We start from the raw sequence: 15,704 nt of genomic DNA, 5'->3' as shown, positions 1-15,704 counted from the left end.
CATCATGATACCTCTTCAGTCGGCGTTAGGCAAAAACTGCTTGGCAAAATCAGTTAAAAATCTCAGCTAATTGCATAAAACTTCAGAGTCGATACCTATATGTATACAGAAGCAATGATGATTAGCCGCTCTCGGAAATGAGATTATTCTGTTCGGCTAAATTTGAACCGAGCTATGATACCTGCTGGCTTTGGTTTTTAGTACTTTAAGGGTTTAATCTGTGCTTATGTCCCATTATCCATCGAAACCTGAAGCTAAAGAGGCAAGCAATTGTAGTGATAAGTATTTAACAGCCTTTCAACGCAAATTTCTACAAAAAACTTTACAGGAAAATTGCCCTGAGTCTTACCGCCAGCGAATTGAAATCATGTTGTTAGCGGATGAGGGGAAAACTCAAACAGAAATTTGCCAAACATTGGGATGTTGTGCTGCAACTGCAAGGCATTGGATGCATATTGCCCGAACAGGGATGGCGCACCAATGGCAAGATTGTCCAATTGGTCGTCCTAAGGTCGTTAATGACGAGTATTTAAAACGTTTAAAAGAATTGGTGAGCAGTAATCCTCGTGATCATGGTTATGTTTTTCGACACTGGACAGTGAACTGGTTGCAGAAACATTTGTCCAGGGAATTTGGGGTTGAGGTAAGCGATCGCCATTTCAAGCGACTCCTCAAACAAATGGGCTTATCCACCCGACACAAATCCAGCCATACTGCACAAAATAGCCTCAAATCTGACACAGAAACCAAAATATTGATTGCTGACCTCAAAACAGCAAATACCGCCGATTATTCCGAACTTCTACCTATTAATTTTGCCAAACTAGCAAAAGATTCAGACATTTATGGCGCACAATCTGTCTGCTCAATTAATATCTCTGCAACAAATCAACAATACTTTAGGGTATTCACTGTCCCCAGAAGAATTTCAGCACTATCTTCCAGAACTTAAATCTCTCAACCCCAAAGTCGGCAAATTCTGGACAGGAACGGATGTTGAACCAGGCATCTACATCATAATTACTGGCAAAGTCAGACTGCTAGATGATACAGATGAATTAATTACTACTTTAGAAGCCGGAGAATCATTTGCAGAATTTACCTTGTTTCCCCAATCTGAATTTAAACCTTATGGAGCCAGAGCTTCAGTAAATTTACAGTTGTGCTTTTTGCCAGAAAAGTTACTGTCGCCCTTAATGGACAAGTATCCCCAAATTCGAGAACATTTAAGGCACAAAGCCCACTCCCTACTAGACGATGCAGATTATACACCGATAAAACCAGCTACTCTAGAGAACAACAACCAAAAACCAGAACTTTTACCAGCGTCAACCCCAGATTTTCAGTCAGAACCAAAGATTAGCAAAGCCTATTTTCCCAGTCCCACACAAAGAGTTGGGCATTTATGGCAAAAGGTAATGCGACGCTATCCATTCTTTGCCCAACAGAGTGGTTCTGACTGCGGAGCAGCTTGTTTAGTCATGGTGTCCCGCTATTGGGGAAAACGCTTTAGTGTCAATCGGTTGCGGGATATTGCCAATGTAGACCGCAATGGTGCATCCTTACGAGGGGTATTGACAGCAGCAGAAAGTCTTGGTTTTGCCACCAGACCTGTAAAAGCTAGTTTAAACCAGTTAGCAAAGCAAAAATTACCAGCCATTGTTCACTGGGAAGGCAATCATTACATCGTTGTTTATGAAATTACCCCTAAATACGTCATTGTAGCCGACCCCGCCATTGGTCAACGCAACCTCACTCACGGGGAATTTCAAGCCGACTGGACTGGTTATACATTGCTGTTGCAACCGACAGCTATGCTCAAAGATGCGAAAGAGACTTCCACACCCTTTTGGCAGTTCTTTGAGTTACTCAAGCCCCACTCTTTAGTCATGTTGGAAGTATTTATAGCTTCCATATTTATTCAGATATTTGGACTTGTTACCCCCCTATTTACCCAATTAATTTTAGATCGGGTAGTAGTGCAACGATCAGAATTAACCCTGACAGCCGTAGGAATAGGTTTGTTAATGTTTAGCCTCTTTCGTGTGGCCATGATGGGTTTACGGCAATATCTTCTAGACCATATAGCTAATCGCATAGACTTAGCACTTATTGTCGGATTTATTCGTCATACATTGCGGCTACCCTTGAGCTTTTTCGAGTCTCGTTATGTAGGGGATATTATTTCCCGCGTTCAAGAAAACCGCAAAATTCAACGCTTTCTTTCTGGTGAAGCATTATCAATCCTTCTAGATTTATTCACTGTCTTTATCTATGTAGGATTGATGTTTTGGTACAGTTGGAAAATGGCATTATTGGCTTTAGTAATTGTCCCACCGTTTGCCTTATTAGCCCTGATTGCCACACCTTTTTTACAAAGAATTTCCAGAGAAATATTTAATGCAGTTGCCAAAGAAAGTAGCTATTTAATAGAAGCTCTCACTGGTGTGCGAACAGTGAAAGCTACAGCAGTAGAACAAACAGTCAGATGGCATTGGGAAGAGTTACTAAATAAAGAAGTAAAAACCAACTTTTCCGGGCAAGTCATCAGCAATCGTTTACAAATTTTCAGTAACACAATTGAAGCAGTAGCTACGACTGCTTTATTATGGTTTGGGGCATATTTGGTAATTCATAACCAATTAACAGTTGGGCAATTAGTGGCATTTAATATGCTACTAGGAAATATTATACAGCCGTTCCAACGCTTAATTGTCTTGTGGAATCAATTGCAGGAAGTTGTGATTGCAGTAGAACGAATTAATGATGTGTTGGACACAGAACCAGAGGAAGATTTACTGCACCAATCACGGCAAAACTTACCACCAATTCGAGGAAATATCCGTTTTGAAAATGTCACATTTCGCTATCATCCAGAAAGCGATATTAATATTTTGGAGAACCTGACTTTTGAAATTAAACCAGGACAAATGGTGGCATTAGTGGGACGTAGTGGTTCAGGAAAAACCACCATTTCTAAATTAGTTGTCGGCTTATATCCCCCCACAGATGGCAAAGTATTGATTGACGGACAAGATATTACCAGTCTTTCCTTACGTTCCTTACGGCAACAAATTGGCGTAGTTGATCAAGACACATTTTTATTTGGTGGCACAATTCGAGAAAATATTAGTTTAGGGCATCCTGGACTATCTTTAGCAGAGGTTATGGAAGCAGCAAAACTAGCTGGTGCTGATGAGTTTATCAAAAAATTACCAATGGGATATGAAAGTCAAATCGGTGAAGGTGGAGGTTTATTATCTGGTGGACAAAGACAGAGGATAGCAATTGCTAGGGCGTTATTAGGTAATCCCAACTTGTTGGTTTTAGATGAAGCAACTTCCCATTTAGATACTGAATCAGAAAGGATTATTCAGCAGAATTTCAGCAGAATTCTCAAGGGAAGAACCACATTACTAATTGCTCATCGTCTTTCTACTGTACGTAATGCTGATTTAATTTTGGTACTAGATAGAGGTGTGTTAATTGAAAGTGGAACTCATGACGAATTAATGAACAAACGTGGGCATTATTTCTATCTTAATCAACAGCAATTGCAAACAATAGCATAAGTTGGATTGAGCGATAAAGAAACCCAACAATGATTTAATAATGATTATAGTTGGGTTTCGTTTCTCAACCCAATCTACAAAAAATAATTCTTGATCCAGGTGCATTATGACAAACACATTAAATGGCAGCATAGCAGAATCCCAGCCACAACAAGAGCCAATATTTCCAGAGATTTTATCACCAGAATTACCGGAAATTACCAGTGAAGATTGGTCGGAAATTACCAAAGAATCACTTGATAGCTTACCTCAAGTTTGGACGAGGGGATTACTATACTTTTTAGTCTTGATTGTATCCCTGGTTTTACCTTGGGCAATGTTATCTAAAGTAGATGAAACAGGTACAGGAAGAGGACGAATTGAGCCTAAAGATAAAACAGTAAAATTGGATGCAGCAGTAGCGGGAACTGTTGCAGAAATTCAGGTTAAAGAAGGTGAAACAGTCAAAGCAGGACAAACTTTATTATTATTAGAATCGGAATTAGTCAAGTCAGAATTGCGTCAAGTCCAAGATAAATTGGAGGGGCAGTTAAATCGACTTTCTCAGTTAAATTCCTCCAAAAACCAGCTAATTGTCTCTTTAGCAACTCAACAACAACAAAATCAATCTCAACAGTTAGAAAAACAAGCACAAGTTGATCAAGCCCAACAGAATATTAATACTCTCAGGAATGCCTATCAATTTCAGAAAGAAGAAAGATTATCTCAACTTAATCAAGCCCGACAAACTCTCATCAATAACCATACTACTAATCAGTTAGTAGAGAGTAGTTTGGTAAGTAGTCAGCGGGAAGTGAAACGCTATACGCAGCTAAAACGGCAAGGAGTAATTCCAGAAATTAATCTGGTAGAAAAGCAAGATATAGCTAAAGACAAACAAAAATTGTATGCACAAACTAAGTCAGATATTCAACAGGCTAAGTTACGTTTAGCAGAACAAAAAAGTAGTTATGAGCGAAATCTGCGTCAAGCTAACGCTGATATTCAACAGGCTAAATTGCGACTGCAAGAACAACAAAGAGGTTATCAAACTTTAACTCGTTCGGGTCAGTTATCTATGTTGAAAATTGTCGAACAACAGAAAAGTCTAGATACAGATGTTACTTCTCTCCAATCAGAGATTGCACAAAGTAAGAGTCAGATAGAGTCGTTAAAATTTCAGTTAGGACAACGAGAAATTAAAGCTTCTGTAAATGGGATCTTATTTCAGTTACCAATTCAAAAACCTGGCTCAGTTGTGCAGGTAGGGACAATGGTTGCCGAAATTGCACAAGATAATTCACCTTTAATAATTCGAGCGCAAATGCCGACTAATGAAAGTAGTTTTTTGCGTTTAGGATTGCCAGTCAAGGTAAAATTTGATGCCTATCCTTTTCAGGATTATGGTGTTGTATCAGGGAAGTTAATTAAGATTTCTCCTAATACTATTGAAATGGATACACCTAATGGAAAAGTGGCAGCTTATAACTTAGAAATTTCTCTCGAACAGAGTTGTATTCCCTCTGCTAATAAATGTATTTCTTTGCGTCCGGGAGATACAGCAACGGCTGAAGTGATTGTGCGTCAGCGACGGATTATTGATTTTCTACTTGACCCGTTTAAGAAGTTGCAACAGGGTGGGGTGAAGTTGTAGAAATTTCACTGTGTTTTGTATTTTTCAAATTGTTTAATTTTATCTAATTTAAGGAGCAAATCATGTCAGAACCTATCACTATTACCAAGGAAAATATTTTTCAACAAGTCAAGCTATCTTGCAAAATTCCTGAGATAGTTGAACAGTTTGTCAACCAAAAAGTGATTATAGCTGCTGCTGAAGAAGCTGGAATAAAAGCGGAAACTGAAGAATTACAAAAAGCAGCAGATTTATTGCGATTAATGAATAAACTCACTAGTGCTGAAGATACTTGGAAATGGTTGGAAAAACATAGTTTATCTATAGATGATTTTGAAGAAATAGTCTATAGTAGTATAATTTTTGGCAAGTTAAGCCAACATTTATTTTCCGATAAAATCGAACCATACTTCTTTGAAAATCAGCTAGATTATGTAGGTGCTGTCATGTATGAAGTTGTATTCAATGATGAAGATTTGGCGATAGAGCTTTTCTATGCGATTAAAGAAGGTGAGATGAGTTTTTATGATGTGGCTCACAAATATATTCAGGATGTAGAATTACGTCGCCAAGGGGGATATTTGGGGGTATTGCGTCGCAAGGATTTAAAGGCGGAAATTTCTGCCGCTGTCTTTGCGGCTGAAGCACCTCAATTTCTGAAACCGATAGTTACTTCTAAGGGTGTACATTTAATTTTTGTTGAGGAGATTATCAAGCCGGAATTGGATGATAAAATACGCCGTCAAATTTTTACTGATTTAGGTTTGAATTGGCTAAAACAACAAGTTAATGAAGTTGTGATTAATTTGAATTTTGAGTGAGTCAAGTTGCGTAGGTTGGGTTAACAAAACCCAACATTTTCTCGTTTCTCGTTCCCATACTCTGTATGGGAATGAATTATGGAAGGCTCTGCCTTTATTGATACTAAATCCTGGAGTCGGAGCCTCTATATGGCATTCCCAGTCGGAGACTGGGAACGAGAACCTTTACTTCTAACCAAATTTTATTGTCATTTTTCTGATCGTACCATTTTTTCTGTACCAGGAGCGGCAGACATCTTCTATTCCATCACCATTAAAATCACCTTTGTCTACACGAGGGCCACTTCCTCCCACAACACCTTCAAGTTCCAAATTAGACAATTCATTGAACTGCTTTTCAATTTGTGCTAAGTTCGCAATTTGAATGTTAGCCATTTTGGTATTCTCCTTGGTTTAAAAAATCAAACAGTGTATAAAAAACCGGAAATGTTTTTATTTCCTGATTACATCGTATTGAAAATAAGAACCTCTGTCTAGAGATTTTTATCAACTAAATAGACCATAGAAGTTACAGTTTTATCAATCAAAATAGCTTGATTATGATATTATTTCAGCCAAAACTCCTCAATTCTGCTATTATCGTTAAAAATATTCTCAATAAAACAGTAATTACAGAATTAGAGTAGGCTGAAAAGAGATAAAACTAAAACAATTATGTCCCGATTTAGTTGGGAAATTTATCAAACATAAAAAATCAGGAGACATAATCTTCTCCTGATTAATTAAGATTAATTTAATTTAATTTATTTTTATCGTTTTGATGAATAGGTTTATAGCAATCTTAAATTATCTGTGAAAAATTTTCTTACATACCTGTAAGAGTGGGGATTTAGCATTGCTAAACCCCTACTTCACAAATAAAACCTGATTCCTACTTAATAAATTTCGTAGTTTTAACCGGCAGTTGGTGTTGCTACTTGAATTGCTAATTCAGAAGCATTATAGTTATCTGTGATCACTTGTGGACAACGCATACAAGCTGCCTTGCCTTCTTGGTTCCACCAGCGACAATCTCGGCGGATAGAACAGGGAGGTAATTCTTCTGTTACTGCCGATAATTGTTCGACAATTCGCGTTGCTAAACGACAATCTTGTCCATCAAAATGTTGACAACCATTAGTAGCACAAGGAGACGCTGTACGAAAAATTTCAGCTGGTGTAATTGGACTAGCTTTTGCTAATAGTTCATCCGTGACAGGCTGGGGTTGCTTGAGATAAGCCACACGAGGTTCTGCGACTGTTCCACTGATGATACCGAAAACAAAACTATCTCCTGGTTCTGGTCTAGCACTGGGGCAAAGTGTAGTTTTTTCAGCAGCAATTTCTTTCATGAATTGAGCCTCCAGTCAAGAGGATTTTTAAGCGATAAGAGTTTTGGTTGGAGGGAAGATTCCTGTTGTGATTATCTTTCCTATAACAATAGGAGGTTGAAATTTAATACTTATACGGCCAGTTGTTATCCCACCTGTAATGTTTTTCCCTTCTGCATCAGATATATCTACTAAAGCTTCATTCCGGCGTGCCAATGCATTATTTACAGCATCGTCAATTAGGTCATTAATTTCCAGACTATTTTTGGCTTTCATGTTGATTGTTCTCTAAAGTATATAAATAGTTTAGGCTTGACTACTAAATAGCCAGAATGCCTAACATCATTAATTCTAGGCATATAAAAATCTTTAAAACAATTTTTTTTATTTTTTCTGGTGACTGAAATAAACTTTTTATGTCACTAAAATTTGACTATATAGCAATCCTAAATGATTCATGAATACTTTCTGTTCCCTGTTCCCTTCCCATGACTTACGTCACGCTATGCTATCACCGATAAATTCTCAACTCTAATAGGATTGCTATATCAGATAATTTCAAACCTTAACTAAAACATTTATGTCCCGAAAACCTTGTTTACTGACAAGGCATAAGTAAAAATAAATCTTTCAGGAGTTAGAAATTAGCCAAAATAAAATAATATCCTATCCCTTTATAGGGTATGCACTTGAATGAGAACAAAAACCTATGAGCAATTCCAAACCACGCGACGTACAAATTCTACCTATTGCCACCAACACAAAAGTTCTCAGAGCCAGAAGTGCGTCACGTCTAAGGTTTGAAATTGAATATGCACTTGAAAGAGGAACTACCTCCAATTGCTGTTGGGGGTGGGGTGTTTGTATCTCACTCAATCAAGAACCGCTATATATACTTTTTATAACGAATTATTTGTCAAGGAAAGCCAATATCTGTATGATGGTTTAAGGATTTTAAATTCTGCCAAGAAAAATAAATATTTAAGTCGTATTGCATTAGACATATTTAAGAATTAGTATATTTTTCTAGTCATAAAATATGCTGAAAAAGAGCATTAATTGATACAAGTTAAATTTTCCAAAATATGTTCTTGATTACAACTTTAAAAAGAATTTAGGAAGAAAATGGATTGAGAAGAGAATATTATTTGGACTCGGAGACGAATCATGGTAGCGATCTCAGAGAAAGTTGAACCAAGGTTAACTATACAAACTGTAGAAATTGCCCCTAACACCACGGCGATTCGCTCTCTTGATTGGGATCGAGATCGTTTTGATATTGAATTTGGACTGCAAAACGGCACAACCTATAATTCATATTTAATTAGGGGTGAACAAACAGTTTTGATTGATACTTCTCACCAGAAGTTTCGTCACCTGTATTTAGAAACTTTGAAAAGTATTGTTAATCCCAAGACAATTGATTACATTATTGTCAGTCACACAGAACCAGATCATAGTGGTTTGGTAGAAGATGTATTACAGTTAGCACCAAGAGCAACTGTTTTAGCTTCCAAAGTAGCACTTCAGTTTTTGGAAGGTTTAGTACATGATCCTTTTTCCAAGCGAATTGTCAAAAGTGGCGATCGCATCGACATTGGTAAAGGACATGAAATCGAATTCGTCAGTGCGCCCAATTTACACTGGCCTGACACCATTTTCAGCTTCGATCGCCAAACCCAAATCCTCTATACCTGTGATGCATTTGGAATGCATTTCTGCGACAATCGCACCTTTGACGAAGACTTAGAAGCGATTGAAGCCGACTTCAGATTTTATTACGATTGCTTAATGGGTCCTAATGCTCGTTCTCTATTGAATGCAATGAAGAGAATGGGTGAACTTGGCAAAATCAAAATCATTGCTAACGGACATGGCCCATTACTGCATCATAATCTAGATCTGCTGACAGAGTGTTACCAAAACTGGAGCCAAAAACAAGCTACAGCAGAGACTGTGGTTGGTTTATTCTATATCTCAGAATATGGATATAGCGATCGCTTGGCTATGGCCATTTCTGAAGGTATCCAAAAAGCTGGAGTGGGAGTAGAAGTAATAGATCTCAACACAGCAGAACTCCAAGAAATTCAAGAACTAGCAGGTAGAGCATCAGGTATTATTATCGGAATGCCTCCAACTACCTCCGTAGCGGCTCAAGCTGGGATGAGTTCATTGCTATCAGTCGCCAAAAATAAGCAAGTAGTAGGACTATTTGAATCTTACGGTGGCGATGATGAACCCATTGATACCCTACGCCGTAAATTTATAGACTTAGGTGTCAAAGAAGCCTTCCCCGCAATTCGGATTAAAGAAGTCCCCAATGCATCAACCTACCAACTTTGTGGAGAAGCTGGTACAGACTTGGGAAAATTGATCATGCGAGAACGCAACATCAAACAAATCAAGTCTCTCGACGTGAACATGGAAAAAGCGTTGGGTAGAATTAGCAGCGGCTTGTATATTGTCACCGCCAAAAAAGGTGATATGAGTGGAGCAATGATCGCTTCCTGGGTAACACAAGCTAGTTTACAGCCTTTAGGATTCACAATAGCCGTAGCCAAAGACCGGGCTATTGATAACTTACTCCAATTAGGCGATCGCTTTGTTCTGAATGTCTTGGAAGAAGGAAACTATCAAGACCTGAAAAAGCATTTCCTCAAGCGTTTACATCCCGGTGCGGATAGATTTGCCGGCGTAAAAACCCAAACCGCTAAAAACGGTTCACCAATTCTTACAGACGCACTCGCATACATGGAATGTGAAGTTGTCAGCAGCATGGAATGTAGCGACCATTGGATTTTATACTGCACAGTCGAAGATGGACGTGTTTCCAAGCCTGATGGAATCACAGCAGTACGCCATCGCAAAGTAGGGAATTACTACTAATAGGGAATAGGGAATAGGGAATAGGTGATAGATAATTCTCCACATTACCTATTACCCATTAGACAAGAGCGTGAAAATTAAATGTGCGTTTCCTAGAACCCTTGTAGAGACGTTCCATGGAACGTCTCTACATTCTTTTCCACTAGATGTCTATTACCTATTGTGAAATTTGAATTGCAATGCACAGATATTTTCCTGCAAGTATTTCATAATTATTATGAGCTTCCCAGATCCTCTTTCTAACGCTTTTGAATCTGCTAAAAACTGGTTGTCACAAGTTTTTTCTTCACAACAAAAACCTATGAGCAATTCCAAACCACGCGACGTACAAATTCTACCTATTGCCACCAACACAAAAGTTCTCAGAGCCAGAAGTGCGTCACGTCTAAGGTTTGAAATTGAATATGCACTTGAAAGAGGAACTACCTCCAATTGCTATTTAATAGAAGCCGATAAAACTGCATTGATTGATCCTCCTGGGGAAAATTTCACCGCAATTTATCTGGAAGCATTACAGAATACAGTTAACTTCAGAAAGTTGGATTATGTAATTTTGGGTCATTTTAGCCCCAACCGTGTACCAACTTTAAAAGCCCTGTTAGAACTGGCACCACAAATAACTTTTGTTTGTTCTCTACCTGCATCTGCTAATTTACGGGCGGCTTTCCTAGACCAAGATATCAAAGTTTTGGTGATGAAAGGGAAAGAAACTTTAGATTTGGGTCAAGGTCATGTTTTAAAATTCTTACCTACACCTAGTCCCCGTTGGCCAGAAGCACTTTGTACCTACGACCAACAAACCCAAATTCTCTACACAGATAAATTATTTGGAGTGCATATCTGTGGAGATGACGTATTTGATGACAATTCAGAAAGCTTCAAAGAAGACCAGCGTTACTACTTTAATTGCTTGATGGCTCCCCATGCAATCCACGTAGAAGCAGCTTTAGAGAAAATTTCCGATTTGCAAGTGAGAATGTATGCTGTAGGTCATGGGCCGTTAATTCGCACCTGCTTAATTGAACTGACAAAAGCCTATGGAGAATGGAGTCTTTCTCACAAGAATCGGGAAATTTCCGTGGCGTTACTTTACGCTTCAGCCTATGGTAATACAGCAATTTTAGCACAGGCTATGGCGTTGGGATTGACCAAAGGTGGGGTTGCAGTTCAATCAATTAACTGTGAATTTGCACTACCCGATGATATTCGTAATACTGTAGAAAAAGCAGATGCTTTTATTATAGGTACTCCCACCATTGGTGGTCATGCACCTACTCCTATTCACACCGCTTTGGGTATTGTTCTCTCTACTGGAGACAACAGCAAACTCGCTGGGGTATTTGGTTCCTACGGTTGGAGTGGTGAAGCCTTAGATTTAGTTGAAGGTAAACTCCGAGATGCTGGATATCGGTTTGGCTTTGATACCCTGAAGGTAAAATTTAAGCCTGATGAAGTCACACTCAAATTGTGTGAAGAAATCGGTACAGATTTCGCTCAAGGCTTGAAAAAAGCTAGAAAAATTCGTGTACCCCAACAATCTGCTACCCCAACAGAACAAGCTGTAGGCCGGATTATTGGTTCTGTATGTGTGGTGACAGCCAAGCAAGGAGAAGTTTCTACAGGAATGCTTGGGGCTTGGGTTTCTCAAGCTACTTTTAACCCACCTGGTATTACCGTTGCGATCGCTAAAGACCGAGCCGTAGAATCTCTTATGTATCCTGGTGGAAAATTTGCTATCAACATTCTCCCAGAAGGTGTTCATGTAGATTACATGAAGCATTTCCGCAAGAATTTCGCCCCCGGAGAAAATAGATTTGCTAACTTCCAGACTGTAGAAGCAGACAACGGTTGTACAATCCTCACTGACGCATCAGCTTATCTGGAATGTTCAGTTAGCCAACGTCTTGAATGCGGCGATCACTGGGTAGTATATGCAACCGTCGATAACGGTAAATTACTCAAGGCTGATGCTATGACTGCTATCAACCACCGCAAAACAGGCACACACTATTAATTACCGAAAGGTATAAATTGAATAACCGCCTTGGGAAATAACCAGGGTGGTTTTTTTTTGGCGTTGACGATATGAATCAAGTTAAAAGTGGGTAGTCTAAACACAGTGCCAGATCAAGCCATCTCTTGACTGAGGCACAATTTTATATGTGAGAATGAATTTGCCCTGATAGTCAATCTGATATAAATAAGTACTAATATATAATAGCGCTAAATTTTTGTAATTTTGTACATCATAAAAATACAACAATTATTACAGCCATGACTCCAGAAGAATTTAAAAAAATTATCGGCTACTTTGTTGAAGAATCTCAAGATCACCTTAACACAATCTATCAGGGGTTATTCAATTTACAAAATACAATTGATGACAGAGACGAATTAGGAGAAATTTTCCGGGCTACCTTTTGTCTCAAAGGTGGAGCAGCAATGCTAGGATTTACTAGTTTGCAAAAAATTGTCTATGGTTTAGATGATTGTCTAAAATTACTTCGTTGTCCGATTATTGCCGATGAACCTCTACAATTATTATTTTTAGATATTTATCATGCAATTAAAAGATTAATTCTGGAAATTAAAACTCCTGATGGTTTAACAGCAGATAAAGTAGCTGATATTACTTTAAACATTGATTCTACTTTTACCGTTCTTAATTCTCATTTACTTTTTCTGATTGATAAATCATACTATAAAGCCAAAATTACTAACATAGATGCCTGTCAAACATGGAGTTATGACATACCACTAAAACTAATTTTAATAGACACTAAAGCTTTTTTATGTAGAGCTTTTGCCGATTATTTTGAAGGCTTACCTAATGTCCAAATAGTCAATGGCACTTTTGATGAATTGCCTTTTTTTGATTGTATAGTTACCGCTGCTAGTTCTTTAAATTCCGCCAATAATATTGATGCTACAGTACTCAAATTTTTTGGCAAAGATGTAGAAACATTATTACAAAAACGTATTCAAGAAGAGTATTTAGGAGATCAACCTATAGGAACATCTTTAATTGTAGAAACAAATCATATTTTACATCCATTTATTGCTCATAGTCCCACCTTGAGAATGCAGATGTCAATGGCTGGCAAAGATCATGTTTATCAAGGAATGTGGTCAACTCTTTTAGCCATTCGCAAACATAACCAAACCTATTGTAGTTGTTTACAAAAACAAATCAATACAGTTGTTGTTCCTGGTTTGGGAACTAGTCCTGGTAGTGTCCCAGTTGATGAAGTGGCTAGACAAATGTCTATGGCATATCAAAATTTTCTTTTCAGTATTCAGCCTTCAGAGTGTTCATATCAGAGACAAGTTCAGGATTTGCTCGCACTTTTTTAAAAAAGCCAAAAGTAACATTTTCTTAAATTCCGCAATTGCCACCAAGACAATTGCCAGATCCTAGTTTAATCTTGAATTATAAAGGTATTGATAGTTGACTTTTTTAATAAAATGCCAGCTACTGCCAAAGCTATTTTATAGTATTTTATTCCTCCCATGGCTCCCAAACACACAAAAATTCAATTTCCTCTTTGGCATTATTTGAACCAACCCTTATTTAGCCGTGATACTAAATTAATTTGGAATCCTCAGCGTTTTGCGCTAGTCTGGCGAATTGAACTTTTAGAAAGGTGCTTGGCTAAACATTCCGACGCTAAAGGACCCCAACAACATTAGCTAATCAAAATAATTCGTAATTCGTAAACAGGGAACAGGTGACAGGTGACAGGTGACAGGTGACAGGTGACAGGTGACAGGTGACAGGTGACAGGTGACAGGTGACAGGTGACAGGTGACAGGTGACAGGTGACAGGTGACAGGTGACAGGTGACAGGTGACAGGTGACAGGTGACAGGTGACAGGTGACAGGTGACAGGTGACAGGTGACAGGTGACAGGTGACAGGTGACAGGTGACAGGTGACAGGTGACAGGTGACAGGTGACAGGTGACAGGTGACAGGTGACAGGTGACAGGTGACAGGTGACAGGTGACAGGTAATTCTTAATTTCCCCGCGTCTCCCCCTGCACCCTGCACCCTGCACCCATCTCCCCATCCCCCCTGTCTTATCCCAATGACACACCGAACTACTTAAGCCTCGTTTACAGAACGGGGCTTTTTGCCATCCAGTAAAGCACTCACAGTCATATCTCCCATGACATTAATTGCTGTGCGGCAACGATCTAAAAACCAGTCTACAGTTACTAGCAACGCTATATAATCTGTCGGTAAGCCCACAGAAGTAAATACCAAAGTCATTGTCACCAGTCCAGCATTGGGAATACCTGCTGCACCCACCGAAGCAAAAATGGACGTGAGAACTACAACTAATTGCTGTCCTAAACTCAAATGTTGCCCGATCACTTGGGAAATATACAACGCAGACATCGCTTCATACAATGCAGTTCCATCATGATTGAAATTGGAGCCAACTAACGCACCCAAAGAAGCAGAAGATTCTCTTAAACCGATTTTTGTTTGCAAAATTTCAAAGGTAATGGGCATTGTTACCGTAGAGGAAGAAGTCGAAAAAGCCGTCAAAAAGGCATCAGCACCACCAACTAAAAACTGGCGTGGGTTTACCCAAGAACCGATTTTAATTCTGAGCAGGTAATAGCAAGCTTGCAAAAACAGCGCTAACAAAACTGCTACAATAAACGCCGCTAAAGATTGAAATGGTACAAAGCCTCTTTCGGCAATAACTTGAGCAACAATGCCAAAAACAGCTAAAGGTACTAAGGCAATTACCCAGTTTAAGATGCGGATGATTGCGTCAAATAATGTAGCGATAACATTCTCAGTAGACTGATATTCTTTTTTGCCTTGGTCGATTTGTTCTGATTTTAAGCCCCGCAAAACCAGCCCAAAGCTGATAGCAATGACAATTAATTGAATAACGTTATTATCAACCAGTGGCTGGAGGATTGCTTGTGGAACAGCATCTTTAAATAGTCTCCAAGGGTCAAAACTTTGAACAGTGATTTGTGTGGGGACTGGAAGCACTAAACTCCCCCAAGTCCCAGGACGCAGGACGTTAGCAACTAAAAGCCCAACCAAAATAGCTACTGAGGTGTTAGTTACAAGTATTACTGCTAACCGCCTACCTGCTTTACTGGGGATATTTGTAGTCATAAATGTGTGCAGCACTGCTACTAAAATCAGCGGTGTAGCCAGGGCGCGGAGTGCCTTGAGGATTAATTCGGCAGGAATTGCTAAATTAGTAATGAAGATGGCGTTGCTGGGGTTAGGATTACCCGCACCTAGAGAAATGCCTAAAATGACTGCAAGCACTAAGGCCATGATAATTTGTAACGTGAGCGGAATCTGCTGCCACCACGGGCGGTTTTCGGTTGCGGGTGAGTTAGTATTCTTCGTTTCGCTCATGCTAAATGCTATGAAATGACTGTAACTATTAAAACATCACCAGTAGCGATGAAAATTCCGGGAACAGGAAAGCAGTCATCGAGGTAAAAACTGTTAAGCTGGTATCT

The 15,704-nt window shown here is 38.9% G+C and carries 13 protein-coding genes; 8 read left to right on the top strand and 5 right to left on the bottom strand.

Annotated features, from left to right (window positions below; genetic code table 11):
• Positions 1-226 precede the first annotated feature (226 nt).
• The 4 genes from A9Y75_RS14020 (at position 227) to A9Y75_RS14005 (ending at position 6,005) form a co-directional block, all read left to right on the top strand.
• Positions 227-952 carry a helix-turn-helix domain-containing protein gene (locus tag A9Y75_RS14020; protein WP_071190185.1) on the top strand — a complete coding sequence of 242 codons (726 nt, stop codon included), beginning with the start codon at positions 227-229 and terminating at the stop codon, positions 950-952.
• Complete coding sequence (locus tag A9Y75_RS14015; protein ID WP_071190184.1) at positions 846-3,572, top strand: peptidase domain-containing ABC transporter; 2,727 nt, start codon at positions 846-848, stop codon at positions 3,570-3,572. The genes A9Y75_RS14020 and A9Y75_RS14015 overlap by 107 nt, the downstream gene beginning before the upstream one ends.
• Before the next feature lie 106 nt (positions 3,573-3,678).
• Positions 3,679-5,205: an HlyD family efflux transporter periplasmic adaptor subunit gene (locus tag A9Y75_RS14010; protein WP_083389607.1), complete on the top strand. Its 1,527-nt coding sequence runs from the start codon at positions 3,679-3,681 to the stop codon at positions 5,203-5,205.
• A 62-nt stretch (positions 5,206-5,267) separates the two neighbouring features.
• Positions 5,268-6,005, top strand: coding sequence for a peptidylprolyl isomerase (locus tag A9Y75_RS14005; RefSeq protein ID WP_071190183.1), 738 nt, complete (start codon positions 5,268-5,270; stop codon positions 6,003-6,005).
• Positions 6,006-6,176: 171 nt separating this feature from the next.
• Here A9Y75_RS14005 and A9Y75_RS14000 read toward each other — a convergent pair whose 3' ends face one another.
• The 3 genes from A9Y75_RS14000 to A9Y75_RS13990 all read right to left on the bottom strand — a co-directional run bounded on the left by A9Y75_RS14000 (position 6,177) and on the right by A9Y75_RS13990 (position 7,591).
• Positions 6,177-6,380, bottom strand: coding sequence for a hypothetical protein (locus A9Y75_RS14000; protein WP_071190182.1), 204 nt, complete (start codon positions 6,378-6,380; stop codon positions 6,177-6,179).
• A gap of 518 nt (positions 6,381-6,898) precedes the next feature.
• Positions 6,899-7,336, bottom strand: coding sequence for a nitrogen fixation protein (locus A9Y75_RS13995; RefSeq protein ID WP_071190181.1), 438 nt, complete (start codon positions 7,334-7,336; stop codon positions 6,899-6,901).
• Positions 7,337-7,363: 27 nt separating this feature from the next.
• Positions 7,364-7,591 (bottom strand): hypothetical protein, encoded by a 228-nt coding sequence (locus A9Y75_RS13990; RefSeq protein WP_071190180.1) that lies wholly within the window; start codon positions 7,589-7,591, stop codon positions 7,364-7,366.
• Between the two features lie 891 nt (positions 7,592-8,482).
• Between A9Y75_RS13990 and A9Y75_RS13985 the strand changes: the two genes are divergently transcribed.
• The 4 genes from A9Y75_RS13985 (at position 8,483) to A9Y75_RS29645 (ending at position 13,891) form a co-directional block, all read left to right on the top strand.
• A complete protein-coding gene (locus A9Y75_RS13985; protein WP_071190179.1) occupies positions 8,483-10,201 on the top strand; it encodes a diflavin flavoprotein in 1,719 nt (572 codons plus the stop codon).
• Between the two features lie 301 nt (positions 10,202-10,502).
• The gene (locus A9Y75_RS13980; protein ID WP_071190562.1) at positions 10,503-12,215 is read left to right on the top strand and encodes a diflavin flavoprotein; all 1,713 of its coding nucleotides are present in this window, start codon (positions 10,503-10,505) and stop codon (positions 12,213-12,215) included.
• Between the two features lie 260 nt (positions 12,216-12,475).
• Positions 12,476-13,555 (top strand): Hpt domain-containing protein, encoded by a 1,080-nt coding sequence (locus A9Y75_RS13975; RefSeq protein ID WP_071190178.1) that lies wholly within the window; start codon positions 12,476-12,478, stop codon positions 13,553-13,555.
• A 156-nt stretch (positions 13,556-13,711) separates the two neighbouring features.
• On the top strand, positions 13,712-13,891 hold the full coding sequence (locus tag A9Y75_RS29645; RefSeq protein WP_071190177.1) for a hypothetical protein: 180 nt from the start codon (positions 13,712-13,714) through the stop codon (positions 13,889-13,891).
• Here A9Y75_RS29645 and A9Y75_RS27625 read toward each other — a convergent pair whose 3' ends face one another.
• Both A9Y75_RS27625 and A9Y75_RS13965 read right to left on the bottom strand, forming a co-directional pair.
• Positions 13,892-14,296, bottom strand: a complete 405-nt coding sequence (locus A9Y75_RS27625) for a hypothetical protein (protein ID WP_143046422.1) — start codon at positions 14,294-14,296, stop codon at positions 13,892-13,894.
• A gap of 8 nt (positions 14,297-14,304) precedes the next feature.
• Positions 14,305-15,597: a dicarboxylate/amino acid:cation symporter gene (locus A9Y75_RS13965; RefSeq protein ID WP_071190176.1), complete on the bottom strand. Its 1,293-nt coding sequence runs from the start codon at positions 15,595-15,597 to the stop codon at positions 14,305-14,307.
• Between the last annotated feature and the right edge of the window lie 107 nt (positions 15,598-15,704).

Origin of the sequence: Trichormus sp. NMC-1 (genome assembly GCF_001858025.1) — a bacterium.
Lineage (GTDB): Bacteria > Cyanobacteriota > Cyanobacteriia > Cyanobacteriales > Nostocaceae > Anabaena.
The sequence above is the reverse complement of the archived record's forward strand: the minus strand, read 5'-3'. Positions and strand labels throughout refer to the sequence as shown.

What these genes read in the sequence shown, in the direction of transcription:
- A9Y75_RS13985 (WP_071190179.1), top strand. Translation starts at nt 8,483, where the DNA reads ATGGTAGCGATCTCAGAGAAAGTTGAACCAAGGTTAACTATACAAACT.
- A9Y75_RS13965 (WP_071190176.1), bottom strand. Translation starts at nt 15,597, where the DNA reads ATGAGCGAAACGAAGAATACTAACTCACCCGCAACCGAAAACCGCCCG.
- A9Y75_RS13975 (WP_071190178.1), top strand. Translation starts at nt 12,476, where the DNA reads ATGACTCCAGAAGAATTTAAAAAAATTATCGGCTACTTTGTTGAAGAA.
- A9Y75_RS14010 (WP_083389607.1), top strand. Translation starts at nt 3,679, where the DNA reads ATGACAAACACATTAAATGGCAGCATAGCAGAATCCCAGCCACAACAA.
- A9Y75_RS14000 (WP_071190182.1), bottom strand. Translation starts at nt 6,380, where the DNA reads ATGGCTAACATTCAAATTGCGAACTTAGCACAAATTGAAAAGCAGTTC.
- A9Y75_RS13995 (WP_071190181.1), bottom strand. Translation starts at nt 7,336, where the DNA reads ATGAAAGAAATTGCTGCTGAAAAAACTACACTTTGCCCCAGTGCTAGA.
- A9Y75_RS13980 (WP_071190562.1), top strand. Translation starts at nt 10,503, where the DNA reads ATGAGCAATTCCAAACCACGCGACGTACAAATTCTACCTATTGCCACC.
- A9Y75_RS14020 (WP_071190185.1), top strand. Translation starts at nt 227, where the DNA reads ATGTCCCATTATCCATCGAAACCTGAAGCTAAAGAGGCAAGCAATTGT.
- A9Y75_RS14005 (WP_071190183.1), top strand. Translation starts at nt 5,268, where the DNA reads ATGTCAGAACCTATCACTATTACCAAGGAAAATATTTTTCAACAAGTC.
- A9Y75_RS13990 (WP_071190180.1), bottom strand. Translation starts at nt 7,591, where the DNA reads ATGAAAGCCAAAAATAGTCTGGAAATTAATGACCTAATTGACGATGCT.
- A9Y75_RS29645 (WP_071190177.1), top strand. Translation starts at nt 13,712, where the DNA reads ATGGCTCCCAAACACACAAAAATTCAATTTCCTCTTTGGCATTATTTG.
- A9Y75_RS14015 (WP_071190184.1), top strand. Translation starts at nt 846, where the DNA reads ATGGCGCACAATCTGTCTGCTCAATTAATATCTCTGCAACAAATCAAC.